The organism is Streptomyces sp. NPDC087787 (assembly GCF_044743035.1).
Lineage (GTDB): Bacteria > Actinomycetota > Actinomycetes > Streptomycetales > Streptomycetaceae > Streptomyces.
Genome location: NZ_JBIUVQ010000012.1, coordinates 149,684 through 175,549, shown reverse-complemented (window position 1 = coordinate 175,549; position 25,866 = coordinate 149,684). Strand labels below are relative to the sequence as shown.

Annotated in this window: 16 protein-coding genes and 1 tRNA gene; 2 read left to right on the top strand and 15 right to left on the bottom strand. The window is 72.0% G+C overall.

The genetic code is table 11. From position 1 onward, the window contains the following. The first annotated feature begins 168 nt into the window (after window positions 1–168). Window positions 169–1,863 carry a bifunctional 3'-5' exonuclease/DNA polymerase gene (locus ACIOWN_RS20535; RefSeq protein WP_362350154.1) on the top strand — a complete coding sequence of 565 codons (1,695 nt, stop codon included), beginning with the start codon at window positions 169–171 and terminating at the stop codon, window positions 1,861–1,863. A 74-nt stretch (window positions 1,864–1,937) separates the two neighbouring features. On the opposite strand, the gene ACIOWN_RS20530 is transcribed toward ACIOWN_RS20535, so the two are convergent. Next, window positions 1,938–2,831 (bottom strand): glycosyltransferase family 2 protein, encoded by an 894-nt coding sequence (locus ACIOWN_RS20530; protein WP_401983043.1) that lies wholly within the window; start codon window positions 2,829–2,831, stop codon window positions 1,938–1,940. Between the two features lie 292 nt (window positions 2,832–3,123). On the opposite strand from ACIOWN_RS20530, the gene ACIOWN_RS20525 reads away from it, so the two are divergent. Then, window positions 3,124–4,770 carry an adenosine deaminase gene (locus ACIOWN_RS20525; RefSeq protein ID WP_362350363.1) on the top strand — a complete coding sequence of 549 codons (1,647 nt, stop codon included), beginning with the start codon at window positions 3,124–3,126 and terminating at the stop codon, window positions 4,768–4,770. A 158-nt stretch (window positions 4,771–4,928) separates the two neighbouring features. On the opposite strand, the gene ACIOWN_RS20520 is transcribed toward ACIOWN_RS20525, so the two are convergent. From ACIOWN_RS20520 to bldG, 14 genes are all read right to left on the bottom strand, one after another. Further along, window positions 4,929–7,271: a SpoIIE family protein phosphatase gene (locus ACIOWN_RS20520; RefSeq protein ID WP_401983042.1), complete on the bottom strand. Its 2,343-nt coding sequence runs from the start codon at window positions 7,269–7,271 to the stop codon at window positions 4,929–4,931. Between the two features lie 115 nt (window positions 7,272–7,386). Continuing rightward, complete coding sequence (locus tag ACIOWN_RS20515; protein WP_401983040.1) at window positions 7,387–8,697, bottom strand: PP2C family protein-serine/threonine phosphatase; 1,311 nt, start codon at window positions 8,695–8,697, stop codon at window positions 7,387–7,389. Between the two features lie 167 nt (window positions 8,698–8,864). Then, window positions 8,865–9,053, bottom strand: a complete 189-nt coding sequence (locus tag ACIOWN_RS20510) for a hypothetical protein (protein WP_362350143.1) — start codon at window positions 9,051–9,053, stop codon at window positions 8,865–8,867. A gap of 268 nt (window positions 9,054–9,321) precedes the next feature. Beyond that, window positions 9,322–9,398, bottom strand: a tRNA-Thr gene (locus tag ACIOWN_RS20505). Between the two features lie 117 nt (window positions 9,399–9,515). After that, window positions 9,516–11,135, bottom strand: coding sequence for an alpha/beta hydrolase (locus tag ACIOWN_RS20500; protein ID WP_362350140.1), 1,620 nt, complete (start codon window positions 11,133–11,135; stop codon window positions 9,516–9,518). A gap of 92 nt (window positions 11,136–11,227) precedes the next feature. Further along, on the bottom strand, window positions 11,228–12,433 hold the full coding sequence (locus ACIOWN_RS20495; RefSeq protein ID WP_362350137.1) for a DNA polymerase III subunit delta': 1,206 nt from the start codon (window positions 12,431–12,433) through the stop codon (window positions 11,228–11,230). A 219-nt stretch (window positions 12,434–12,652) separates the two neighbouring features. Beyond that, entirely contained in the window at window positions 12,653–16,015 is a 3,363-nt protein-coding gene (tmk, locus tag ACIOWN_RS20490) for a dTMP kinase (RefSeq protein ID WP_362350134.1), read from the bottom strand. A 165-nt stretch (window positions 16,016–16,180) separates the two neighbouring features. Beyond that, window positions 16,181–19,039, bottom strand: a complete 2,859-nt coding sequence (gene topA, locus ACIOWN_RS20485; RefSeq protein WP_362350131.1) for a type I DNA topoisomerase — start codon at window positions 19,037–19,039, stop codon at window positions 16,181–16,183. Between the two features lie 248 nt (window positions 19,040–19,287). Next, window positions 19,288–19,485 carry a hypothetical protein gene (locus tag ACIOWN_RS20480; protein WP_362350128.1) on the bottom strand — a complete coding sequence of 66 codons (198 nt, stop codon included), beginning with the start codon at window positions 19,483–19,485 and terminating at the stop codon, window positions 19,288–19,290. 312 nt (window positions 19,486–19,797) lie between these two features. Beyond that, complete coding sequence (locus tag ACIOWN_RS20475) at window positions 19,798–21,342, bottom strand: class I SAM-dependent methyltransferase (protein WP_362350126.1); 1,545 nt, start codon at window positions 21,340–21,342, stop codon at window positions 19,798–19,800. A 70-nt stretch (window positions 21,343–21,412) separates the two neighbouring features. Continuing rightward, window positions 21,413–22,030 (bottom strand): small secreted protein, encoded by a 618-nt coding sequence (locus ACIOWN_RS20470; protein ID WP_362350124.1) that lies wholly within the window; start codon window positions 22,028–22,030, stop codon window positions 21,413–21,415. A 189-nt stretch (window positions 22,031–22,219) separates the two neighbouring features. Further along, window positions 22,220–24,622 (bottom strand): sodium-translocating pyrophosphatase, encoded by a 2,403-nt coding sequence (locus tag ACIOWN_RS20465; RefSeq protein WP_362350122.1) that lies wholly within the window; start codon window positions 24,620–24,622, stop codon window positions 22,220–22,222. A 313-nt stretch (window positions 24,623–24,935) separates the two neighbouring features. Beyond that, a complete protein-coding gene (locus ACIOWN_RS20460; protein WP_362350119.1) occupies window positions 24,936–25,370 on the bottom strand; it encodes an ATP-binding protein in 435 nt (144 codons plus the stop codon). Window positions 25,371–25,475: 105 nt separating this feature from the next. Then, window positions 25,476–25,817 (bottom strand): anti-sigma factor antagonist BldG, encoded by a 342-nt coding sequence (gene bldG, locus ACIOWN_RS20455; protein ID WP_009189842.1) that lies wholly within the window; start codon window positions 25,815–25,817, stop codon window positions 25,476–25,478. Window positions 25,818–25,866: the final 49 nt, after the last annotated feature.

Here is a 25,866-nt window from a genome sequence, read left to right as displayed (position 1 = left end):
GCCCGGACCGGACGGCTGACCCGCCCGGACTGGACGGCTGACCTACCTGGACTGGACGGCTGACCCGCCCGGACAGGGGCTGCCGACCTGCCCGGACAAGGCTGCCGACCGCCCTCCTGAGCGGCAGGCCGGAGCCCGTTGTCAGACCTGCCTGCGACACTCGCCGACATGACCGACCGGTGGGCTCTGGCACCGGCCGAGGACGGCGGCGCCGAGGTCGCCCCCCTCGGCCGGGACGGCCTGCCCGCCGGCCCGGTGCACCGTGCCGCGGACCTCGCGGAGGCGGTCCGCGGCAGGCCGGACGTCGCACGATGGGTGTGGCGGGCCACCGCCGACGTCTATCCCCGCCTGCTCGCCGCGGGCGTGCGGGTGGAGCGGTGCTACGACATCGAGGACGCCGAGACGCTCCTCCTCGGCCACGAGGGGCGCCACGGCGAGCCCCGCTCGGCCGCCGCCGCGCTGGCCCGGCTGCGCGGCGGCCCCGTACCGGCGGACCCGCCGCACCGGTCCGCCGAACCGGGCGCGCAGTCCTCGCTCTTCGAGCCGCAGGGGGTGCGCCTGCCGCTGACGGACCTGATCACGGTCTACGCCGAGCAGCAGCGGCGGCACGAACGAGCCGAGCACCCCGACCGCATGCGCCTGCTGACCGCCGCCGAGTCGGCGGGCACGCTGGTGGCGGCCGAGATGAACCGCGCGGGCCTGCCCTGGCGCGCGGACGTGCACCGCGAGGTGCTGCACGAACTGCTCGGCGAGCGGTACGCGGGCGGCGGCGAGCCCCGCCGCCTGGCCGAACTCGCGGACGAGGTGTCCGCGGCCTTCGGCCACCGGGTGCGGCCGGATCTGCCCGCCGACGTGGTCAAGGCCTTCGCCCGGGCCGGGATCAGGGTGAAGTCCACCCGCCGCTGGGAGCTCCGGTCCGTCGACCACCCGGCCGTCGAACCTCTGCTGGAGTACAAGAGGCTGTACCGGATCTGGGTCGCCCACGGCTGGTCCTGGCTGCAGGACTGGGTGCGCGAGGGCCGGTTCAGACCGGAGTTCCTCGCCGGCGGCACGGTCACCGGCCGCTGGGTGACCAACGGCGGAGGCGCGCTCCAGATCCCGAAGGTCATCCGCCGGGCCGTGGTGGCCGACCCCGGCTGGCGGCTGGTCGTGGCCGACGCCGCCCAGATGGAGCCGCGGGTGCTGGCGGCCATCTCCCGCGACCCGGGGCTGATGGAGGTGGCGGGCCGGGACGCCGACCTCTACCAGTCGGTGTCCGACCGGGCCTTCTCCGGCGACCGCGCCCAGGCGAAACTCGCCGTGCTCGGCGCGGTCTACGGGCAGACCTCCGGCGACGGGCTGAAGAACCTCGCCGCCCTCAGACGCCGCTTCCCGAAGGCGGTGGCGTACGTCGACGAGGCCGCGCGGGCCGGCGAGGAGGGCCGGCTCGTACGGACCTGGCTGGGCCGCACCTGTCCCCCGGCCGCCGGGACGGGCGAGGACGCCGACGGGGAGGCGGGCCTCCCGCAGGACGACCCGGCCGCCGCGCCACCCGCCGACCAGGGCTGGATGCCGGGGTACGCGTCCACCAACTCGCGTGCCCGCGGCCGCTTCGCCCGCAACTTCGTCGTGCAGGGCAGCGCCGCCGACTGGGCCCTGCTGCTGCTCGCCGCACTGCGCCGCACCTGCCGTGACCTGGCGGCCGAGCTGGTCTTCTTCCAGCACGACGAGGTGATCGTGCACTGCCCGCAGGAGGAGACGGACGCGGTCGTCGAGGCGATCCGGCAGGCCGCGGAACTGGCGGGGCGGCTGACGTTCGGCGAGACCCCGGTGCGGTTCCCGTTCACCACGGCGGTGGTGGAGTGCTACGCCGACGCGAAGTGAACGGTCCCGGCCCCGGCGGTTGCGTTCTCGTGGGTCGAACGGGCCGGGCAGCGGCCGGACATGGCCGGACGGGGTCAGACGACCGGCGGCCGGCCGAGCCGGGTCAGCCGCCACACGGTCCGCCAGCGCATGGGCCGCCGCTCCCCCGCCGGCTCGCGCACCCCCTCCACGAACCCGCCGCACCAGGCCCGCAGTCCGGCGAGCGACCGGGTCCGCGCCAGGGTCAGGAGCGTCCACACACCGAGGTGGACCGGGATCAGCGGCAGCGGCAGCCGACGCCTGACCAGCCAGACCCGGTTGCGGGCGGTGACCCGGTAGTAGACGGCGTGCCGCGCGGGCGAGGTCTTCGGATGCCGCAGGAGCAGCTCGGGCGCGTAGAGGATCTTCCAGCCGGCGTCGGCGGCGCGCCAGGCCAGGTCGGTCTCCTCGTGCGCGAAGAAGAACTCCGCGGGCCAGTCCCCGGTCTGCTCCAGCATCGCCATCCGCAGGGCGTGCCCGCCGCCGAGGAACCCGGTGACGTACCCGCCCCGCATCGGGTCCGACCCGCCGATCCGCGGCACGTGCCGCTGCTGGGTCTCGCCGTTCTCGTCGGCGATGCGGAAGCCGACGATGCCGAGGCGCGGGTCGGCGGCGTACAGGTCCCGTACCCGGCGCAGTACGTCGGCGTCGACCAGGAGCCCGTCGTCGTCCAGTTCCACGACCACGTCGACGTCCCCGAACTCCCGCAGCCGGGTCAGGGCGGCGTTGCGCCCGCCGGGGCAGCCGAGGTTCTCGTCGAGGTCGACCGCCGTGACCTCACCGGGCAGGGACAGCCGACGGGCGAACTCGGGCAGCCGGCAGCCGTTGCCGACGATCACGATGCGGGCGGGTGCGAGATCCTGCTTGGCCACTGACTCCAGCAGGGCGTCGACCCCGGCAGGCCGGTTGCCCATGGTCACCACCGCGACAGCGATCCTCGGCTCCACCACGGCCCTCATCCCATCCGACGACGGCGCCCGCGCGGCGCCCCTCGTTCACCAGGATGTCGCCCCGGCGGCGCCGGTTGCCCTGACGCCACCTCACTTTGGTTGCTCTTACCCGCGCCTCACCTCAACCCACCCGAAACCGTCATGAAAACCGCACGCCTGGACGTGAGTTCGTCAGCCACCCGGGTGATGTCCGCCGAAATCCGCGCCGTCACCCGGTCGGGTACTGTCCGGTGAAAGATGTCCGGGAGAGCCGCTTCAGCCGTGTTTGTTCCCCGATCATGCCCGAGTGAGCATGCAACGCCGAAGTTCCGCACGCCGCCGGGTCGTTCCGGCCGCCGTGGGCTCCCTCCTCGCCCTGTCCCTCCTGTCCGCCGTGCCCGCCGGCGCCCAGCCCGCCGCCGGAGCGCAACAGGCCGCTGAGACACAACCCGGCGGCGGGCTCCCGTCGCGTGCCGTGCCGCAGTCCCGGCCGGTGACGGCCGCGGAGGCCCGTACGGACGCCTACCTGAGATCGCTGCGCTCCCGGCCCGCGTCACTGCGCGGCTTCTTCGTGAGCCTGCCCAAGGGCGGGGACCTGCACAACCACCTGTCCGGCGCGGTGTCCACGGAGTATCTGATCGAGCTGGCCGCCGAGGACGGGCTGTGCGTCGAGACAGCGACGCTGACCGCCGTCGCGCCGCCGTGCGGGCCCGGCACCCGCCCCGCGGCGGACGCCCGGAGGGACCACGCCTTCCACGACGCGCTGGTCCGCGCCTGGTCCATGCAGGACTTCCCGCCCGGCGGTAACGGCCACGACCACTTCTTCGACACCTTCGGGAAGTTCGGCGAGGTGACCTGGCGGCACCGGGGCAAGCTGCTCGCCCAGGTCGCCGACCACGTCGCGGGCCAGAACCAGTTCTATCTGGAGACCATGGTCAGCCCGGCCTCCGACGGCGCGAAGCAACTGGCCGCCGAGGTCGGCTGGGACGCCGATCTCGCCGCCCTGCACCGCAAGCTGGTGGCAGGCGGCAAGCTCGACAGGCTGGTCGCCGCGGCCCGCAAGGAGGCCGACGACGGCGACGCCGAGTTCCGCGCGACCGGGCATTGCGGCACCCGCCGGGCCCGGCCCGGCTGCCGGCTCACCGTCCGCTGGATCTCCCAGGCCTCCCGGGGCAGCGCCCCGGAGCGGGTCTTCACCCAGCTCGCCCTGGGCATGCGGCTGGCCGAGCGCGACCCGCGCTTCGTCGCGGTCAACCTCGTCCAGCCGGAGGACGGGAACGTCGCGCTGCGCGACTACAGCCTTCAGATGCGCATGGTCCACTATCTGCGCGGCGCGTATCCGAGGGCTCATGTCACGCTGCACGCAGGCGAGTTGTGGACCGGACTGGTCAAGCCGCAGGACCTGGAGTTCCACATCGAGGAGGCCGTCGACGTCGCCCGCACCCAGCGCGTCGGGCACGGCGTCGACCTCGTCCACGAGGACGGCTGGCAGCGCACGGCCCGCACCATGGCCGCCCGCCAGGTCGCCGTCGAAGTGCCCTTCTCCAGCAACGCCCAGATCCTCGGCGTGAAGGGCGCCGAACACCCCTTCACCACGTACCGCCGCTTCGGCGTCCCCATCGTGCTGGCCACCGACGACCCCGGCGTGTCCCGGATCGACATCAGCCACGAGTACCAGTACGCCGCCGCGACCTACGGCCTGTCCTACCCCGAGCTGAAGGACCTCGCGCGCGCCTCGCTCCAGTACGCCTTCCTGCCCGGGGCGAGCCTGTGGCAGGGCAATCCCACCACCGGGGGCTACCGGGTCGTGCCCGCCTGCCGCGGTGAACGCCCCGGCCTGTCCGTACAGTCCGCGGCGTGTCAGCGTCTGCTGTACGGCAGCCCCAGGGCGGAACTCGAATGGCGCCAGGAGGCGGCCTTCGCCACCTTCGAACGCACACACGCCCGCACGACCCGCTGAACCCCACCCTCCGCGCGCCCTCCCCCGGGTGCGCGGAGGAACAGATTCCGGGAGGCCGCCACCCGTTGTCCGCGCGTGGCGCGCATGCCGCGGCCGGACGGTGGGACTACGGCCTGCCGATCATGCACGGATCACGGCGCGCACCACCGCTCGCCGCGCTACTGCTCCGAGTCGGGCGGCAGCAGCCCGTCGACGGACAGCCCTTCCAGACCATCCAGCCCTTCCAGCCCCGCCAGTCCCGCCACGGACAGACCCTGCACCGGCGCGCCCTCAACCGGCAGGGCCAGCTCGCACCAGATGGTCTTGCCGTCGCGGGCATGGCGGGTACCCCAGCGCTGGGTGAGCTGGGCGACCAGCATCAGGCCGCGTCCGCCCTCGTCGAAGATGCGGGCCTGGTGCAGATGCGGGGCGGTACTGCTGGCGTCGGAGACCTCGCAGATGATCGTCCGGTCGTGGATGAGCCGCATCTGTATGGGCGGCTGGCCGTAGCGGATGGCGTTGGTGACCAGCTCGCTCACCACCAGTTCGGTCACGAAGCCGATCTCCTCCAGGCCCCAGGAGGCCAGCAGGCGGGCGGTGCGAGCCCGGATCCGGGCCACTTCCGCCGGTTCCGCGGCGATGTCCCAGGTGGCGACGTGCGTCTCGTCCAGGCTGTGCGGCCGGGCCAGCAGCAGTGCGGCGTCGTCGGCCGGGGGCTCGGGCAGCAGCGTCTTGACCACGTGGTCGCACAGGGCTTCCAGCGAGTCGCACGGCTCGGTCAGTACCTGGCGCAGCTCCTCCAGCCCCGCCTCCAGGTCGCGCTGCCGGGATTCGACCAGGCCGTCGGTGTAGAAGGCGAGCAGGCTGCCCTCCGGCACCTCGATCTCCGCCGTCTCGAACGGCACACCGCCGACACCGAGCGGCGGCCCGGAGGGCAGGTCGAGGAAGTCGGCGCTGCCGTCCGGGGCCACGACGATCGGCGCCGGATGGCCGGCACGGGCCAGCGCGCAGCGCCCGGTCACCGGGTCGTACACCGCGTACAGGCAGGTGGTCCCGACGTCGGCGGCGCCGCCGCGTGCCGGGTCGGCACCGTCGTCGGCGCCGGATTCCGCGGACTGCCGGCTCACCAGGTCGTCCAGCCGGGTGAGCAGTTCCTCGGGGGTGGGATCGACATCGGCGAGGGTGCGCACGGCCGTACGCAGCCTGCCCATGGCCGCGGCGGCGTGGATGCCGTGTCCGACCACGTCCCCGACCACCAGCGCGACCCGGGCACCGGAGAGCCCGATCACGTCGAACCAGTCCCCGCCCACCCCGGCGCGGGCCGCGGCGGGCAGATAGCGGGAGGCGGCCGACACCGCCGAGTGCTCGGGCAGCTGCTGCGGCAGCAGACTGCTCTGGAGGGTGCGCGCGATCTCGTACTGGTTCTCCAGCGCCGCGGCCTTCTCTATGCTCGCCGAGGCCAGCTGGGCGAGCTGGACGAGGACCGCCTCGTCGTCGGCCGTGAATTCGCCGCCGTCCGTCTTGTCCGAGAGCTGGATCAGCCCGAGGTTGCGGCCGTCGGTGGCGATCAGCGGGACGGCCAGCCAGCCGCGCATCGGCGGATGGACCGGGGCGTAGGAGCCGAAGCCCCGCCAGGCGGGATGCGCCTCCAGCTCGTCCTGGGTCATCCGCATCGGCCGGTTGTCCTTGCACACCAGGACGTAGATCCCCTCTCCGGCCGGGGGCGCGTCGAAGAAGCGGTACTCGCCGTACTTGTCCGACAGGGAGACCGCGTTGATCGCCTGGGTCCAGCGGAGGTTCGTGGTCATGCTGGTGACCGACTGGTGCGTGCCCACCAGCGCCCTGGCCTCCTCGGTGACCGTCTGCAGGGCGTAGTCCAGTGAGGGCGCGGCGTTGATCCGCAGACTGGCCCGGGCCAGGTCCTGCAACTGCTGTGATCGTCTGTGCTCGAGCACGGCGGCGGCCGCGGCCCGCGCGTAGAGCCGGCTGTGCTCGGCCGCGTCCAGCCGCAACCGGATCTCGCTCATCACCGATACGCCCAGTTGCTCGAGGGCGTGCTGCTGGTCCGGGTCCCACAGCCGAGGCCTGGTGTCGATCACGTACAGCACGCCGATCGGCAGTTCCTCGAGGAGCAGCGGCACACCCAGGTAGGCGCGCATGCCGGTGGCGGCGACCGCGCGGTCGGCCCGGTGTACGGAGTCGCAGCGGATGTCGTCGATGGCCAGCGGCCGGCCCGAGACCACCACCTCGGAGCAGAAACCCCAGTCGACCCGTTCCTGCTCCCCGTGCCACGGTACGGCCCTGCCGTTGTCGCCCCGGATGTACTGCTGGTCCGCCCCGGCCAGGCTGATCAGGGCCATACGGGTGTCCAGCAGCCGGACGGCCAGGTCCACGGACCGGGTGAAGGTGTCCGCGGTCAGTGCGTCGACCGCGCGGACGGCATCCACCGCGGCCAGCCGTGCGGGCTCGTGCAGCACCGCGGCAGGGTTCGGCGGATCGCCCGCCTTACCGAGCTCGGCCATGACCCCTCCGCGCCTGCCGTGTGAGTACGCACCCCGCTTGGATCCGGCGGTCCAGGCCTTGGTCCTGAACCCCTGGGCCGCCCGGGGATGTCGCCCGGACGTTCCAATCAGGGAGTCACCCTTGCCTGATTTCAAAAGTACGCCTGCCGCCCGCGGCGGCGAACCGGACCGGGTCCGCCGACGCGCACTGTCCCCGGCCGGTCCATGACTGAGACCGGAACTGAGACCGCGGCGCCCGTAGCGCGCCAGTGCCCTGTGGGGAGGGCTCGGCATTCCGCTCGTACCGCTGTCGGTCTTCGCCTTCTCCCGCTTCGTCATGGGGGATGAGGGCCCGGCGGATGGCGAGGAGGGCGACGTCGTCGCCGAAGCGTCCGTCGGTGTGGGCGAGCAGGTCGCGTTCGATGCGGTGGAGCAGTGCCTCTGGAGGGTGGTTGGTCCACTGGGCTGCACGTTCCGCGAACGGGTAGAAGACGCCGTTGTGGTCACGGGCTTCGATGACACCGTCGGTGTACAGGACCAGCGTGTCCCCGGGGGCGAAGGGCAGGACATCGACGACGTGGTTGCCGGGATCCGTGACGCCGACGCCGAGTGGGGGCGCGGGGTGGAGGCGGGGCACGTGGACGGTGTTGTCCGGGCCGAGCAACAGGGGTGCCGGGTGACCGCAACTGGTCATGCGGACCAGGGGCTCGGCGTCGGCGATCTCGACCAGAAGAGCGGTCACGAAACGTTCTCCCGCCTCGCCCTCCGGTTCGAAGTCGGCGAGGTAGCGGATCATGCTCCGTTCCAGGGAAGTGGCCAGATCGGGCAGGGAGGCCTGCTGGTGAGCGGCCTCGCGGAAGGCGCCGAGCAGGAGGGCGGCCTCGCCCAGGGCGGGAAGGCCCTTGCCCCGCACGTCGCCAATCATCACGCGGGCCGCGCTGCCGGTGCGGACGGCGGCATACAGGTCGCCGCCGACAGCGGCCTCCTCCTCGGCAGCCAGATAGACACAGGCGAGCCGCAGCGGGCCCAGCCGCCTCGGCAACGGCCACATCACCACCTGCTGGGCGGCCTCGGCGATCGACCGGACCCGGGCCATCTGGCGTGCGTGCCGGTCGCGAACCGCACACAGGACCACGATCAACGAGGTGATCACCGCAATAGCGATCACCTCCACCATCACATTCCGCGAAGCCACCCTTCCGGCGAACCAGCCGTTGGCCGCCTCGCCCGCCATGGCCAGGACCCCGATACCGGCCGTCGTCCAGGGGCCCGCGAACCACGCGGTGAGCGTAGGCGCGACCACCAGCAGGGGACCGAGAACGATGTCTGGCCCGGTCGCGATGTCCGCGGCGGTGATCACAACGACGAGCACGACAGGGATCAGCAGCAGCAGGTGGCTCGGCTGCCACGGCTGCTCGCGACCCACATGTCCCTGCCTGGAGCCCACGCCTTCCACACTGCACCGCTCCGGTGGCTTGCGCCACGACGGCTTTCAAGACCGACCCCTTCTGCACCCGAGGCGCGGATCATCGGCGAGAACGTGGCAACGCTGGTGGACCCGCCAACCGTCGACGGACAGAGGCGCACGCGCTCACCACGCGGCCGTGGTCTCTCCTACCGCCTGGATCGCCGGGAACGCTGCCACTCGCGGGCCGTCCCGACCATGGTGAGGCCGACGAACGTCCATACGCCAGCCCTCGCAGCGTCCCAGAACGTCCAGTGGTCCCACAGCTCGATCACCAGCGCGCCCACTGCAGCCGCGATGAAGGCCACCACCGCGTTTCCCAGCAATATCCGCCCCATGCCGCCCCCACCCTCGTCCCTGACGAACCGCGCATCAAGCTACGCCAAGGGTGGCCCCCGTTCTCGCCAAAATCCGGAGCCACCCTTGTCCAACCCAGCCGCAACAGACCTGTTGGAGGTCTCCCTGCAACGCCTTCGCCCCGTCCGGAACCGCCGACTGAGACCAGAACTGAGACCGGCGACAGTCGTGCCGCCCGCGCCCGGCGGCGCCGTCGTCTCCGCTGATGGAGAAAGCCCAGCTCAGACGCTGTCTGAGCTGGGCTTCGGATGGAGCCGCTTTCGGGATTCGAACCCGAGACCTACGCATTACGAGTGCGTTGCTCTGGCCATCTGAGCTAAAGCGGCGTGCGGTCGGCACCATGGTGCGATCGGCAACGTCGGTAAGTCTACACAGTTTCCGGGGGTGCTTCGCACACGCCCCCGGTGCCCCTGGGGCCGGGGCGCCGGGGGGCGGGGCGGTGGTTACGAGCAGCGCTTGCCGTTCGCCGGAGGTGTTCCCTGGAGGAGATAGGTGTTGATCGCGGAGTCGATGCAGCCGCTGCCGCGGCGGTAGGCGGTGTGGCCGTCGCCGTCGAGGGTCAGCAGGCGGCCCGAGGCGAGCTGGCGGGACAGGGCCTGGGCCCAGCGGTAGGGGGTCGCCGGGTCGCGGGTGGTGCCGACCACCACGATGGGGGCGGCGCCCCTGGCCTCGATGCGATGGGACTGGCCCGTGGGCTTCACCGGCCAGTACGCGCAGTTCAGCGTGTTCCAGGCGAGGCCGCGGCCGAAGACCGGGGAGGCCTTCTCGAAGGCGGCGAGGGCTCCCTCCACCTGCTCGGGGTCCGTGAAGGGGGCCGGCAGGTCCAGGCAGTTCACGGCGGCGTTGGCGTACATCAGGTTGGTGTAGTGGCCGCCGGAGTCGCGCTCGTAGTAGCTGTCGGCGAGGGCCAGCAGCGCGGCGCCGTCGTTCCGCTTCATCGCCGACGTCAGCGCCGCGCGCAGTTGCGGCCAGGCCGCCTGGTCGTACATCGCCGCGATCACCCCGATGGTGCCGAGGGATTCGCCGAGGCTGCGGCCGCCGGCGTCACCGGCGGTGATCGGGTGGGCGTCGAGTCTGCGGAAGAAGGCGGCGAGCTGGTCGCCGACCTGCTCCGGCGTCGCGCCGGGGCCGCCGAGCGGGCAGTCGCTCTGCCGTACGCAGTCCTTCGCGAACGACTGGAAGGCCCCGTCGAAGCCCGCCGCCTGGTCCATGTTCATCCGGCGTGCCGACAGCGAGGGGTCCATGGCCCCGTCCAGGACCAGGCGGCCGACGCGTTGCGGGAACAGGCCGGCGTACGTCGCCCCGAGGAACGTCCCGTACGAGGCACCGACGTAGTTCAGCTTTCCGTCGCCCAGCACCGCGCGCAGGATGTCCATGTCGCGTGCCGCCTCCACGGTGGAGACGTGCCGCAGCAGCCGGGCGGCGTGCGCGCCGCAGCCCTCCGCGAACTTGCGGTACGCGGCGACGAGCGCGTCGGTCTCCTTGCGGTCGTCGGGCGTGAAGTCGGTCTGCGTGTACGTGTCCATGTCCCGGTCGTCGAGGCACTGCACGGAGTCGCTGCGGGAGACCCCGCGCGGATCCATCGCGACCAGGTCGTAGCGGGCGCGGACCTCCTCCGGATAGCCGGCACCGGCGTAGTGCTGGAGATAGGCGATGGCCGAGCCGCCCGGCCCGCCCGGGTTCAACAGGAGCGAACCGAGCCGCCCGCCCGGGCCGGACGCCTTCTTGCGGGCCACGGCCAGCCGGACGTCACCGGCGTCGGGCCGGTCGTAGTCGAGCGGCGCCTTGACCGTGGCGCACTCGAAGCCGGCCACCCCGCAGCCGCGCCAGGCCGGCTTCTGTCCGTAGTACGGCGACAGGGCGGGCGGCGTGGCCCGCGGCAGCGCGGCCAGCGCCGCGACCGCCGCGGGTTCGGCCCGGTGCTGCGTGGTGCCTGGGGTGCAGGCCGAGACCAGCAGGGCGGCGGCCGCCAGGAGGGTGCCGCCCGCGCGTACCGCGCGGAGGGAGGTTCGGGGCCGAGGGCCTCTGCTGCTGTTCGGACGGAGGGCGCGCCTGATGTGCATCCAGCGAGCGTAACTCTCCGCGACTGGTTGAGTGCGTTACGTGCGGAGCGTGGCTCGTACGAGTGACGCCGATGTCTCGGTGCCCGGCCTCGTCAGCCCGCTCTCAGGGCCATCGTCATGGCCTCCACCGCCAGCAGCGGGGACACGTTGCGGTCGAGGGCGTCGCGGCAGGCCGCGATCGCCTCTATGCGGCGCAGCGTGGACTCGGGCGAGCCGCCGCGGGCGAGGCGCTCCAGGGTGTCCTCGACGTCCGCGTTGGCGATGGCGACGCGGGAGCCGAGCTGGAGGGCCAGGACGTCGCGGTAGAGGCCGGTGAGGTCGGTCAGGGCGAGGTCGAGGCTGTCACGCTGGGTGCGGGTGCGTCGGCGCTTCTGCTTGTCCTCCAGGTCCTTCATCACGCCTGCCGTGCCGCGGGGCAGCCGGCCGCCCTGGGCCGCGCCGAGCGCCGCCCTCAGCTCCTCGGCCTCCTTGGCGTCCATCTCCTCCGCGAGCGCCTTGGCGTCGTCGGCCGCCGCGTCGACGAGTTCCTGGGCGGCCCTCAGGCAGCCGCCTATCTCGTCCACGCGCAGGGGGAGCTTCAGGACGGTGGCCCGGCGTTCGCGTGCGGCGGGGTCGGTGGCCAGGCGGCGGGCCCGCTCGATGTGGCCCTGGGTGGCGCGGGCCGCGGAGGCCGCGACGGCGGGTTCGACGCCCTCCCGGCGTACGAGCATGTCGGCTACGGCGTCCACCGACGGTGTGCGCAGGTTCACGTGCCGGCAGCGGGAGCGGATCGTGGGCAGGACGTCCTCGACCGAGGGGGCGCACAGCAGCCAGACGGTGCGCGGGGCGGGCTCCTCCACGGCCTTCAGCACGGCGTTGGCGGACTTCTCGTTCAGCCGCTCGGCGTCCTCGACGAGGATCACCTGCCAGCGGCCGGTCGCCGGGGCGGTGAACGACTTGCGCACGGTGTCCCGCATGTCGTCGGCAAGGATCTGCGTGCCCACGGCGGCGACCGTGTTGACGTCGGCGTGGGTGCCGATCAGCGCCGTGTGGCAGCCGTCGCAGAAGCCGCAGCCCGGGACTCCGCCGACGGCGCGGTCGGGGCTCACGCACTGGAGGGCGGCGGCGAAGGCCCGTGCCGTCTGCGTGGTCCCCGCGCCGGGTGGTCCCGTGAACAGCCACGCGTGCGTCATCTTCGACGCCTCCGGCGGCGGCGCGCCCGTGGTGGCCGCGGTGACCAGGGCGTCGGCGTCCCGGGCAGCGGCGCTCAGCTGTTCACTGACGCGCTCCTGCCCGACGAGGTCGTCCCACACGCTCATGGGTCACGCCGCCCTCTCGTCATGTCGTCATGTCCGTCATGGTTCGTGATGCGAGAACCATTGTGCGGGGCACCACTGACAACGCGGCGGGCGGGCTCCGCCGAGCCCCCACACCGACGGCCGCCTCCGAGCCCCCGCCGACGGCCGCCTCCGGGGCGCGGGCCGGGGCCCTTCGGCGTGGGGGAAGTCTCCGGCCCCCATGCCGGCACGGGGTCCGGCTCAGCCTCGCCGGCCCCTGCCCCGGCCGCCCTCGCCGTCGTCGGGCCCGTCGCCGTCCTCGCGCGGGCCCAGCAGTTCGTCCGCCAGGGTCGGCAGGTCGTCGAGGGGGGTCTCCTCGGCCCAGTCCGGCCGCGGCCGCCGCCGGGCGACCGCCTCGGCGTCCACCTGGGGCAGCTCCCGCGTACGGTCGTCACCGTCGTCGTGCCGGACGGCCCGCGACCGCTCGCCCCGGCCGTCCCGCTCGTCCCGGAAGAAACCGGGCGGGACCCGGTCCGCGGGGTCCTCCCCGCGCACCGGAGGCAGGACCGCCGTCTCGTCCGCGGCCCCCGGCGTGAAGGCCGGCAGTACGGCGGTCTCGTCCACGGCTCCCGGCGGGACGGGCGGCAGTACGGCCGTCTCGTCGGCGGCACCCGGCGCCACTACGGGCTTCGGGAGCTTCGCGGTCACCTCGGACTCCGACTCGCCCGCCGTCCGCGGCCGCCCCGACTCCGCCGGCCCGCGCGACGTCCCACGGAAGTCCTCGCCGGAGCCACGGCCCCTGTCCTGGTCCGAGCCCCGGCTCGTGCCCCGGTCCGAGCCCTCGCCCGAAGGCTCGCCGGCCGCCCGCTCGTCCCGCACCGGCGGCAGCACCGCGGTCTCGTCCACGGGCCCGCCCGACGCGTTCGTCGGCGTCACCACCGGCGTCGGCACGGTCATCGCCTCCGGCGGCACGGCCGCGGCCGAGGGCTCCGTGGACCGGCGCGGACCCGTCTGCGCGGTGGCCGCCGCCTGCTCCGCCGCCCGCCGGGCCTCCTCGGCCCGGCGCAGGGCCTCCTCCGCCTTGCGCTGCTTCTCCATCCGCCGCGCCTCGGCCTCGGCGCGCAGCCGCTGCTCCTCCTCGGCCTGCAGACGCCGCTGCTCCTCCTCGGCCTTGCGGCGCGCCTCGGCCTCCGCCCGTGCCCGCTCCTCCGCGAGCAGCCGGGCCTGTTCCTCCTCGGCCTTGCGGCGGGCCTCCTCGGCGCGCAGCCGGGCCTCCTCGGCCTGCCGCTCCGCCTCGCGCCGCTGCGCCTCCTCCAGCTCGCGCCGCTTGCGCTCCTCCTCCTCGGCGCGCAGCCGGGCCAGCTGCTCCTGGCGTTCGCGCTCCTGGCGCTCCTCCTCGGCCTTGCGCCGGGCCTCCTCCTCGGCCTTGCGGCGCGCCTCCTCCTCGGCCTTCCTGCGCGCTTCCTCCTGCGCCTTCAGCTCGGCCTCGGACAGCGGCAGCATCTGGTCGAGCCGGTGCCGGACGACCGTGGTCACCGCCTCCGGCTCCTGCCCGGCGTCCACCACGAGGTAGCGGCCGGGGTCGGCGGCGGCCAGCGCCAGGAAACCGGACCGCACGCGCGCGTGGAACTCGGCCGGCTCCGACTCCAGGCGGTCGGGCGCCTCCGTGAACCGCTCACGGGCGGTCTCCGGCGAGACGTCCAGCAGGACCGTCAGGTGCGGCACAAGGCCGTTCGTCGCCCAGCGGGAGATCCGCGCGATCTCCGTCGGGGACAGGTCACGGCCCGCGCCCTGGTAGGCGACGGAGGAGTCGATGTACCGGTCGGTGATCACTACGGCGCCCCGCTTCAGCGCGGGCCGTACGACCGTGTCGACGTGCTCCGCGCGGTCGGCGGCGTACAGCAGGGCCTCCGCGCGGTGGGACAGCCCCTGCGAGGACACGTCCAGCAGGATCGAGCGCAGCCGCTTGCCCACGGGAGTGGCACCCGGCTCGCGGGTGAGGACGACCTCGTGGCCCTTGGACCTGATCCAGTCGGCGAGCGCCTCGGCCTGCGTGGACTTGCCGGCGCCGTCACCGCCCTCCAGGGCGATGAAGAACCCGGACTCCGCGGGGGCCGTCACCGGGTCGTCGCCGCCCCGCAGGGCGTCGACGAGGTCCTGCCGCAGCGGTACGCCGGAGCGGTCGTCGACCTTGGCGAGGACCAGCGCGGCCACCGGCAGCAGCAGCGCGCCGACCAGCATCAGCGTGAACGCGGCGCCGCCGTGCGCGAACACGAACCGGCCGTCCTGGAGCCGGTGCGGGCCGATCCCGGCCGCGACCACGGGGGCGAGCACGACACCGAGCGCCACGAAGACGCGTACCACCGCGTGCAGGTGCTCGGTCATGCGCGGCTTGCGGTAGTCCTCGGCCTCCTGGTCGAGCAGCGTGTGCCCGGTGTTGGCGGCGGCGCCCGCGCTCACGCCGGCCAGCGCGAGGATCAGCAGGACCGTGGTGACGTCGGGGACCAGCCCGGCGGCGAGCAGGGCGACGCCGGTGAGGGCGATCGTCAGGGCCAGCAGCCGTCGCCGCGACAGGGAGACCAGCGCCTTCGGCGCCGTACGGATGCCGACCGCGACCCCACCGGTCAGGGCGAGCACCGCCAGCCCGTACAGCACCGGACCGCCGTGCAGGTCCGTGGCGTGCAGCACGCAGACGGCGACGGCGGCCGCGACCGCCCCGGCGACGGACGCGCAGGCGAGCACAAGCAGCGGCACGGCACCCGTGCGGCCCTTGTCGACACCGGAGCCCGTCTTCGGGCGGCGCAGGCCCTCCAGCGGCGAGCGCGGGCGCGGGGTGCGGGTGCCGGGCAGTTCCAGGTTGGTCAGCACGGACAGGGACGCGGCGAACAGTCCGGCCGCGACGTACGCGCCAAGGGCCGCCTGGTGCTGGTCGAACCAGGCGACTGCGGTGCCCAGGAGGTTGTTGACCAGGGAGGCGGCGACCAGGGAGGCGGCCGCCAGCGGGACCGCCAGGAAGGTGGTCCGCAGCGACAGGCGGCGCAGGGCGTCCATGTGGTCCGGCAGCGGGCGCACCGTGGCGCCCTCCGGGGGCGGGGCGGGCAGCAGCGCGGGGGCCGCGCCGTCCCGGCACACGCTCCAGAGGCGCTCGGCGGCCCCGGTCACGAAGACGGTGACCAGGAGGAGGACCAGGGCGTTGTCCGGCGTCCAGTCGATCCACAGCGGGGCGACGATCAGCAGGGCGGCACGCAGGCCGTCGGCGCCGACCATGGTCCAGCGCCGGTCGAGCGGCCCCTCCTGGGAGGTGAGCGAGGTGAACGGTCCGAGGAGGACCGCGCCGAAGAACAGCGTCGCCAGGACGCGCGCTCCGAAGACCGTCGCCACTGCGAAGGCCACGCCCCGGTAGCCACCGCCGAAGGGGCCGGTGACGGCCGCCGCCTGGAGGGCGAGGACGACCAGGACCAGGAGCGCGAGGGTGTCCCCGACTCCTTCGGCCAGTTGGGCGCTCCACAGCCGCCGCAACTGCGGCCGGCGCAGCAGGGCGCGGACGGCACGCTCGCGGGAATCGGTCAGGAGAGCGTCGTCGGGTGCGGAGGTGTGGGCCGTTGGCTGCTCGGCTCGCGTCATGCGTTCAGCCTATCGGGACGCACCGACAGCTCGGAGTGACCGACCGGAGGTGCGCACGCCCCGACACCAAAGTGATGCCGGGGCGTGCCTTTTGCAAAGGAGCCGTGAGGGATCCGCGGTGCGACCGGTCCTTCGGAGAGGAGCCGTGCCGGATCCGCCGCGCGATCAGTCCTCCGCCGCCTTGGCGGCCGTCGCCTTCGCGGTGGTCTTCTTGGCCGCCGTCTTCTTGGCCGCCGTCTTCTTGGCGGTGGTCGTCTTCTTCGCCGCGGTCTTCTTCGCGGCCGTGGACGCCGTCTTCTTCGCCGGCGTCTTCTTGGCGGCGGCCTTCTTCGCGGTCTTCTTGGCCGGGCCCTTCGCGCGCTTCTCGGCGAGGAGCTCGAAACCGCGCTCCGGGGTGATCGCCTCGACGCTGTCGCCGGAGCGCAGGGTCGCGTTGGTCTCGCCGTCGGTGACGTACGGGCCGAAGCGGCCGTCCTTCACCACGACCGGCTTGCCGCTGACCGGGTCCTCGCCGAGCTCCTTAAGCGGCGGCTTGGCGGCCGCGCGGCCCCGCTGCTTGGGCTGGGCGTAGATCGCCAGCGCCTCGTCCAGCGTGATCGTGAAGAGCTGGTCCTCGGACTGCAGGGAACGCGAGTCCGTTCCCTTCTTCAGGTACGGACCGTAGCGGCCGTTCTGGGCGGTGATCTCCTGGCCCTCCGCGTCGGTGCCGACGACCCGCGGCAGCGACATGAGCTTCAGGGCGTCGTCCAGGGTGACCGTGTCCAGGGACATCGACTTGAACAGCGAGGCCGTACGCGCCTTGACCGCGTTCTTGCCGGTCTTCGGGGTGCCCTCGGGGAGCACCTCGGTGACGTACGGGCCGTAGCGGCCGTCCTTGGCGACGATCGTGTGGCCGGTGGCCGGGTCGGCGCCCAGCTCGAAGTCGCCGCTCGGCCTGGCGAGCAGTTCCTCGGCGAACTCGACGGACAGCTCGTCGGGGGCCAGGTCGTCCGGGATGTCGGCGCGCTGGTGGGTGTCGGTCTCCTTCTCACCGCGCTCGATGTACGGGCCGTAGCGGCCGACCCGCAGCACGATGTCGTTGCCGACCGGGAACGACGACACCTCGCGCGCGTCGATGGCGCCCAGGTCCGTCACCAGCTCCTTGAGGCCGCCGAGGTGGTCCCCGTCGCCGTTGCCGGCCTCGGCGGCGCCGCCGGTGCCGCCCGCGGCGAGGCCGCTGCCGGACGCCGTCTCGCCGAAGTAGAACCGCTTCAGCCACGGCACGGCCTTCGCCTCACCGCGCGCGATGCGGTCGAGGTCGTCCTCCATCCTGGCGGTGAAGTCGTAGTCGACGAGCCGCCCGAAGTGCTTCTCCAGGAGGTTGACCACGGCGAAGGACAGGAAGGACGGCACGAGAGCCGTGCCCTTCTTGAAGACGTAGCCGCGGTCGAGGATCGTGCCGATGATCGACGCGTACGTCGACGGGCGGCCGATCTCGCGCTCCTCCAGCTCCTTGACCAGGCTGGCCTCGGTGTAGCGGGCCGGGGGCTTGGTGGCGTGGCCGTCGACCGTGATCTCCTCGGCCGTGAGCGCGTCGCCCTCGCCGACCTGAGGCAGCCGGCGCTCGCGGTCGTCGAGCTCGGCGTTGGGGTCGTCGGCGCCCTCGACGTAGGCCTTGAGGAAGCCGTGGAAGGTGATCGTCTTGCCGGACGCGCTGAACTCCACGTCCCGGCTGTCGGCCGCGGTGCCGCCGATCCGCACGGTCACGCTGTTTCCGGTCGCGTCCTTCATCTGGGAGGCGACCGTCCGCTTCCAGATCAGCTCGTAGAGCTTGAACTGGTCGCCGGTCAGGGACGTCTCGGCGGGCGTGCGGAAACGATCACCCGAAGGACGGATCGCCTCGTGCGCCTCCTGCGCGTTCTTGACCTTGCCGGCGTACGTACGGGGCTGCGGCGGCAGGTAGTCGGCGCCGTAGAGGTGGGTGACCTGGGCGCGTGCGGCGGCGATCGCCGTGTCGCTCAGGGTCGTGGAGTCCGTACGCATGTACGTGATGAAGCCGTTCTCGTACAGCTTCTGCGCGATCTGCATGGTCGCCTTCGCCCCGAAGCCGAGCTTGCGGCTGGCCTCCTGCTGGAGCGTCGTCGTACGGAACGGGGCGTACGGCGAGCGGCGGTACGGCTTGGACTCGACCGAGCGGACGGAGAAGCGGGTGTCCTCCAGTGCGGCGGCGAGCGCACGGGCGTTCGCCTCGTCGAGGTGGAGGATGCTCTCGCTCTTGAGCCGGCCCAGGGAGTCGAAGTCGCGGCCCTGCGCGACGCGCCTGCCGTCGACGGTCTGCAGGCGTGCGACCAGCGACGACGGATCGCTCGGGTCGCCCGCGCGGCCGGTCGCGAAGGTGCCGGTCAGGTCCCAGTACGCGGCGGAGCGGAACGCCATGCGCTCGCGCTCCCGCTCGACCACGAGCCGTGTCGCGACGGACTGGACCCGGCCCGCCGACAGCCGCGGCATGACCTTCTTCCACAGCACGGGCGAGACCTCGTAGCCGTAGAGGCGGTCGAGGATGCGCCGGGTCTCCTGGGCGTCGACCAGCCGCTGGTTGAGCTGGCGCGGGTTGGCGACCGCCTCCCGGATGGCGTCCTTGGTGATCTCGTGGAAGACCATCCGCTTGACCGGGATCTTCGGCTTGAGCACCTCCTGAAGGTGCCAGGCGATGGCCTCGCCCTCGCGGTCCTCATCGGTGGCGAGGAAGAGCTCGTCGGACTCCTTCAGCAGATCCTTGAGCTTTTTGACCTGGGCCTTCTTGTCCGCGTTGACGACATAGATCGGCTGGAAGTCGTGTTCCACGTCCACACCGAGGCGGCGGACCTCGCCGGTGTACTTCTCGGGCACCTCCGCGGCGCCGCTGGGAAGGTCGCGGATGTGCCCGACGCTCGCCTCGACGATGTAGCCGGGGCCGAGGTAGCCCTTGATCGTCTTCGCCTTGGCAGGCGACTCGACGATGACGAGTCGGCGGCCGCCCTGTGCGGTCTCGCTGGTCGGGGACAACTTCGCTCTTCTCTCCGGTCGACGCTGGGGCCTCCCCAGGCCTTGATTTCCCGGGGGTCGGGTCGTGGTGACGCTGCGGAGTGTGACGGTACATCCCGCCCCCGTGTCAAACGGGAAAAGCCCGCAACGGCCACTCGAACGGTAACCCGACTACCCCCCTTCCTGCCGCCCGGAGTGCTCACCAGGCCGTTCGCGCTGATGCGGAGGGTGATTTCTCAGTTACGGAGACCGGACGGGCGCCGCGGCTCTCACAGCCGCCCGAAGCACCACACGCCGAGGGTCACGGCGGTCACGGCGGCCAGGGTCGCGACGGTCGCCGACGCGGTGCGCGGCAGGCCGGCGGCGATGGCCTCCCGGTGCCGGACCCGGACCACCGTCCACCCCAACAAGGCTGCTCCGAACAGGGAGAACACCGTTCCTGTGAAGATCGCCGGACCGCTCTCCATGTACGTACGCTCCCGTCCCCGCAGGCCCCGGTACGGGAGGCTGACAGCCGCGGGCGACGACGGCACGAACCCGCGGTGAACACGAGTCGGCCCGCTTCCCGAGGCGGTGCTTCCACCCCCTCCGCACGTGACGGGAATCAAGCTCTCCGCTTTTTTTCCGCCTTTTCCCGCCCGACCCCCGGCAAAGATCGAAAAGCAGGGCCGAGCCCGATCGAAACGGACTCGCAGGCCGCGGAAACGACGAGAACTCGCCGTCGCCCCCGCAGCCTCGCCGATCGCTGGAACCGATCACTGATCCGGTCGTCGAACCGGTCACTGAGCCGGTTCTTCCCCCGGTTTCTGCGCCGGTTCGATGAAGCCCTGCTCCACCAACAGGCGGATCTGGGCCGGTGTGCGGTCGCGCAGGAGAAGCGGACTCTCGCCCATCAGCTGGGCGATGGCGTCCAGGATGCGGCCGGCGCTCAGCGTGCCGTCGCAGACACCGGCGAAGCCGGCGCCCACCGTGTCCACCGCGGTGGCCCGGCGCATCCCCCGGTTCTGGCGCAGCACGACATGCTCGGGGTCCTCGGCGCCAGGCAGTCCGACCTGCTCCTGGACCACCTCGCGCACAAGCCGGAAGTGACCGTCGAGCAGGGCGGCGTCGTCGTGTTCCCGCAGGTAGTCGACCCGGGCGAAGTGTGCCCTGACGGTGTCGCCGAGCGGCTGCTCCACCGGGTGCGGCCACTCCTCCACGGTGATCGAGGGCGTCGCGGCGCTTGTCCTGCGCAGCGTGATCCAGCCGAAGCCCACGGCCCTGACCTTGCGCGCCTCGAACTCCTCCAGCCAGACGTCGTACCGCTCCTGGTACTCCGCGGCGTCACCGCGGTGGTCTCCCGCGTCCCTCAGCCACAGCTCGGCGTACTGCGTGACGTCCTGCACCTCGCGCTGCACGATCCACGCGTCGCACCCGCGCGGCACCCAGGACCTGAGCCTGTCCTGCCAGTCCTCCCCCTCGACGTGCTGCCAGTTGGCGAGGAACTGCGCGAATCCGCCCTCGTTCAGCCGGTCGCCCGCCTCCTGGACGAGCGTGCGGCACAGATCGTCCCCGGCCATCCCGCCGTCGCGGTACGTCAGCCGGGCGCCCGGGGAGATCACGAAGGGCGGGTTCGACACGATCAGGTCGAACCGCTCGTCGTCGTGGACCGGCTCGAACAGCGAGCCCTGGCGCAGATCGGCGGCCCGCGCGCCGGACAGCGCCAGCGTCAGGGCGGTGATGTGCAGCGCGCGCGGATTGACGTCGGTCGCGGTCACGCGCGTGGCGTGCCGGCCGGCGTGCAGCGCCTGGATGCCGGAGCCGGTGCCGAGGTCGAGCGCGGAGCCGACCGGTGTGCGGACCGTGATGCCGGCCAGGGTCGTGGAGGCGCCGCCGACGCCGAGGACGACTCCCTCGTCCCGGCTGCCGATCCCGCCCGCGCCGCCCACCGCACAGCCCAGGTCGGACACGATGAACCAGTCCTCGCCGTCGAGTCCGCCGTAGGGCCGGACGTCCACGGCCGCGGCGACCTCGTCCGCGCCGACGCGCACCAGCCAGCCGGTCTCCAGGCACGCCTCGGCGGGCAGGACGTCCGCCACGCGCGCGTACGGCACCGGCTGCTGGAGCAGGAACAGCCGGACCAGAAGCTCGAGCGGCGTGTCGCCGCGTGTGGCCCGGAGCGCGGGTACGGTCTCGCTGCGCGCCAGCGCGGCGTACGCGGGCGCGCCGAGCAGTTCGAGCAGTCCGTCGGCGGTGAAGGAGGCGCCGAGCAGGGCGTCCCTGAGCCGGGCGGCGACGTCCGGTCGGTCGGAGGCGGGCAGTGCGGGCAGGCTGGTGTCACTCACGCCCCCATTGTGTCGGCTCACTCCGACAGCGCACGCGCGCGTCTCAGCGCGCGTCGTGCGCCCGCGTACGTCAGCCGCTGGTCGCCGGGGACGAGGCCGAACCGGACGGGGTGGCGGAGGCGGACTTGCAGCTCGGCTGCTGGGCCATCGCCCTGCCGACGTCGCCTTCCTCAAGGTTCTTCAGCGCGTCGTTCCCGGTCCGGCTCAGCTTGTCCAGCCGGGTGGCGATGTCCTTGAGGCCGTCCGCGAACTTGGCCTGGTTCTTGGTGTCGAGCTTGTCCACCTGCTCCTTCAGGGAGGTGTACGAGGCCGACAGGCCGTTGAGTTCCTTGACCGCGTCCTGCTGCTTCTTCGGGCCGTTGTCGACCTCGGGTGCGCCGGCCGTGTTCACGGCCTGCCCGATGGCCTTGTAGGCGTCGGCCATGTCCTGGAAGGCCTGCGCGTCGGTCTTCTGGACCTGGGTCGGCGCGCTGTTGTCCGACGTCTCCTTCTGGATGGCGGTGTTCGCGGCCTCGATCTTCTTCGCCTGCGGCTGCACCGCGTCGCACACCTGCTTGGCCCAGGCGTTCAGCGCGTCGCTCTTGCCGTCGGCAGCGCTGCTGGTGCAGCCCGTCAGTGCCAGTACGAGTACCGCACCGCCGGACGCTGCGGCCGCGAGCTTCTTGTTCACCGGTTTGGTCCCTTCCATGGCTCTCGGCCCCGGAACATACACGCCATGTCGGCCGCACCAGCGAGCCGGTCGCCCCATGTGTAGTGTCTTGAGGCCATTTGCACCAAGCGAGAGAAGGCTCACTGGAAGCGTCCGCACACGCGGCGGGCGGGCGACGCGTCGTACGCGCCGCCCGCCCGTCTCCTCGGCTGGGCCGGGATGAGACCTCTACGACACCACCGCGGCATCGGCTGACTTGGAGACCGTTTCGGCGTCGTCGTCCCCCACGGCGATACCGCGCCGCTTGGAGACGTAGACCGCGCCGACGATCACGGCCAGCGACAGGACCGCGACCACGATCCGCACGCCGAGGCTCTTGTCGCTGCCGTAGGAGAACTTGATGACCGCGGGCGCGATGAGCAGCGACACCAGGTTCATCACCTTCAGCAGCGGGTTGATCGCGGGGCCGGCGGTGTCCTTGAAGGGATCGCCCACCGTGTCCCCGATCACCGTGGCCTCGTGGGCCTCGCTGCCCTTGCCGCCGTGGTGGCCGTCCTCGACGAGCTTCTTGGCGTTGTCCCAGGCACCACCGGAGTTGGCGAGGAACACCGCCATCAGCGTGCCCGCGCCGATCGCACCCGCGAGATAGGCGCCCAGCGCACCGACACCGAGCGTGAACCCGATGAAGATGGGCGCCATGACGGCGAGCAGCCCGGGCGTGGCGAGTTCGCGCAGTGCGTCCTTGGTGCAGATGTCGACGACCTTGCCGTACTCCGGCTTCTCGCTGAAGTCCATGATCCCGGGCTTCTCGCGGAACTGCCGGCGCACCTCGAACACCACCGAACCGGCCGACCGGGACACCGCGTTGATCGCCAGCCCCGAGAAGAGGAAGACGACCGCCGCGCCGGCGATGAGGCCGACCAGGTTGTTGGGCTGCGAGATGTCCATGATCAGGGTCATCGGCGCGCCCGAGCCGGTCAGTTTCTCCCCGACGTCACGCGCGCCCGTGGTGATGGCGTCCCGGTACGACCCGAAGAGCGCCGAGGCCGCGAGGACGGCGGTGGCGATGGCGATGCCCTTGGTGATGGCCTTGGTGGTGTTGCCCACCGCGTCCAGGTTCGTGAGCACCTGGGCGCCCGCTCCCTCGACGTCGCCGGACATCTCGGCGATGCCCTGGGCGTTGTCGGAGACCGGGCCGAAGGTGTCCATGGCGACGATCACGCCGACCGTGGTGAGCAGTCCGGTGCCGGCCAGCGCCACCGCGAACAGTGCCAGCATGATCGACGTACCGCCGAGCAGGAAGGCCCCGTACACGCTCAGGCCGATCAGCAGGGCGGTGTAGACCGCCGACTCCAGGCCGACGGAGACACCGGCGAGGACGACGGTGGCCGGGCCGGTGAGCGAGGCCTTGCCGATGTCTCTGACCGGCCGCCGGGTGGTCTCGGTGAAGTAGCCGGTCAGCTGCTGGATCACCGCGGCCAGCAGGATGCCGATCCCGACCGCGACCAGGGCGAGGATCCGCGGGTCGCCGTCCTTGCCCCTGATCGCCGCGTCGGTGACGCCGGTGAGACCGGAGTACGTCGACGGCAGGTAGAGGAAGACGGCGACCGCGACCAGGGCGAGTGAGATCACCGCGGAGATGAAGAAGCCTCGGTTGATCGCGCTCATGCCGCTGCGGTCGGCGCGGCGCGGCGCCACCGCGAAGATCCCGATCATCGCGGTGATCACGCCGATGGCCGGCACCAGCAGCGGGAAGGCGAGTCCGTCGTTGCCGAAGGCCGCCTTGCCCAGGATGAGCGCGGCGACCAGCGTGACGGCGTACGACTCGAAGAGGTCGGCGGCCATGCCCGCGCAGTCGCCGACGTTGTCGCCCACGTTGTCGGCGATGGTCGCGGCATTGCGAGGATCATCCTCAGGAATGCCCTGCTCGACCTTGCCGACCAGGTCGGCGCCGACGTCGGCGGCCTTGGTGAAGATGCCGCCGCCCACCCGCATGAACATCGCGATCAGCGCGGCACCGAGGCCGAAGCCCTCCAGCACCTTCGGCGCGTCGGCCGCGTACACCAGCACCACACAGGAGGCGCCGAGCAGGCCGAGCCCCACCGTGAACATGCCGACGACACCGCCGGTGCGAAAAGCGATCTTCATGGCCTTGTGCGAGACGGCGGTGAGATCCTTTTCCGGCTCACCCGCCGAAGGGGTCGCTTCCCGGGCCGCCGCGGCGACACGTACATTGCTGCGCACGGCGAGCCACATGCCGATATAGCCGGTCGCCGCCGAGAAGGCGGCTCCGATCAGGAAGAACACCGATCGTCCGGCGCGCTGATTCCAGTCGTCCGCAGGCAGCAGCATGAGCAGGAAGAAAACGATCACGGCGAATACGCCGAGCGTGCGCAGCTGACGGCCCAGATAGGCGTTCGCGCCTTCCTGGACCGCTTCCGCGATCTTCTTCATGCTGCTGGTGCCCTCGCCCGCTGCCAGCACCTGGCGCACCAGGATGCCCGCGACCACGAGAGCGGCCAGCGCGACGGCCGCGATGGCCACCACGATGATCCGATTGTCGTTGGTCAACACTGCAGCTGCGAAGGTTGTGGGGTGACCCGACTGCTGAGGGGTAGAAAGCCCCGCCATTCGTCCTCCTTGACGCTTGGGCTGAGCTCAAGATGTGGACGGATTGTAGGTAGCGGAACCTGATCAAAACAGAGCGCGGCAAACCGAATTGCCCTTCACCTGCTCTTCAGCAAATGATCGACGTCACGCCACGGAACCCGAAAGAGGTAATGGTTCAAAACCATTGACCCGCGATCAATGGTTGATCAAATGATCTGCCGACAGGTCGTGAATTCATTCACGAATTTAAATGTACCTGGTGGAGACGTTGACGCAACAAGAAGGGCCCTGCGAAGCAGGGCCCTCATGTGCTGCGCCGAACGGGTGAGATGGGTCAGGGAAGCGTCGCGACCGGCGGCGGCGTGGTCGGCCAGGTCATCTTGATCAGCCCGCCATGCTCCCCTGCGGAGACCTCCACGTCGTCGACGAGGCCGCTGATGACCGCGAGGCCCATCTCGTCCTCCTCGGCTTCAGCCTCGTCCACCGCACCGGGGGCATCCCCGGCGTGGAACGGCGCGTGCCGGGCCTCGTCGCCGACCTCGATGGAGAACTGCTTCTCCTCCTCGGTCAGCATCACCTTCACCGGTGCCGAGATCCCGCTGTTGCGATGCAGCCCCACAGCCCGCGTGCAGGCCTCGCCGACGGCGAGTCTGACCTCGTCGAGGACGGCCTCGTCGACTCCGGCCCTGCGCGCCACCGCTGCCGCCACCAGACGGGCGGTCCTGACGTGCTCGGGCAGCGCGCTGAAGCGGAGTTCGACGGTGGCCATGCATCCCCCTCGGAGCTACGGGCGTGCTGTCGGAGGGCCGGGCCGCCGAAATGCCCGGCCTCCGCTTGGACTCTTCCGCCCCGGTCACCGGCCCGGGGCCGGCGGTCAGTCGGTGGCTGCCACCGCTTCGTCCACCGAGGTGTGGATCGGGAACACCTTGGTGAGACCGGTGATACGGAAGATCTTGAGAATGCGCTCCTGGTTGCACACCAGGCGCAGCGAGCCCTCATGGGCACGCACTCGCTTCAGGCCACCGACCAGTACGCCGAGCCCGGTGGAGTCGAGGAAGTCCACGCCCTCCATGTCGACGACGAGGTGGAAATTCCCGTCGTTCACCAGCTCGACCAGCTGCTCGCGCAGCTTGGGCGCGGTATATACGTCGATTTCGCCACCGACCTCGACGACCGTACGATCGCCGACGGTACGGGTCGACAGGGACAGGTCCACGGATCCTCCAGCACCTTGCTATCGAGCGGTCGCCCCTCAGGACACCTCG

Coding starts and splice junctions, on each gene's coding strand:
- ACIOWN_RS20495 (WP_362350137.1), bottom strand. CDS start 12,433: ATGAGCGTGTGGGACGACCTCGTCGGGCAGGAGCGCGTCAGTGAACAG.
- ACIOWN_RS20480 (WP_362350128.1), bottom strand. CDS start 19,485: ATGGAGAGCGGTCCGGCGATCTTCACAGGAACGGTGTTCTCCCTGTTC.
- ACIOWN_RS20510 (WP_362350143.1), bottom strand. CDS start 9,053: ATGGGGCGGATATTGCTGGGAAACGCGGTGGTGGCCTTCATCGCGGCT.
- ACIOWN_RS20520 (WP_401983042.1), bottom strand. CDS start 7,271: ATGGCCGAGCTCGGTAAGGCGGGCGATCCGCCGAACCCTGCCGCGGTG.
- ACIOWN_RS20525 (WP_362350363.1), top strand. CDS start 3,124: ATGCAACGCCGAAGTTCCGCACGCCGCCGGGTCGTTCCGGCCGCCGTG.
- tmk (WP_362350134.1), bottom strand. CDS start 16,015: ATGACGCGAGCCGAGCAGCCAACGGCCCACACCTCCGCACCCGACGAC.
- ACIOWN_RS20470 (WP_362350124.1), bottom strand. CDS start 22,030: ATGGAAGGGACCAAACCGGTGAACAAGAAGCTCGCGGCCGCAGCGTCC.
- ACIOWN_RS20460 (WP_362350119.1), bottom strand. CDS start 25,370: ATGGCCACCGTCGAACTCCGCTTCAGCGCGCTGCCCGAGCACGTCAGG.
- ACIOWN_RS20500 (WP_362350140.1), bottom strand. CDS start 11,135: ATGCACATCAGGCGCGCCCTCCGTCCGAACAGCAGCAGAGGCCCTCGG.
- ACIOWN_RS20535 (WP_362350154.1), top strand. CDS start 169: ATGACCGACCGGTGGGCTCTGGCACCGGCCGAGGACGGCGGCGCCGAG.
- ACIOWN_RS20465 (WP_362350122.1), bottom strand. CDS start 24,622: ATGGCGGGGCTTTCTACCCCTCAGCAGTCGGGTCACCCCACAACCTTC.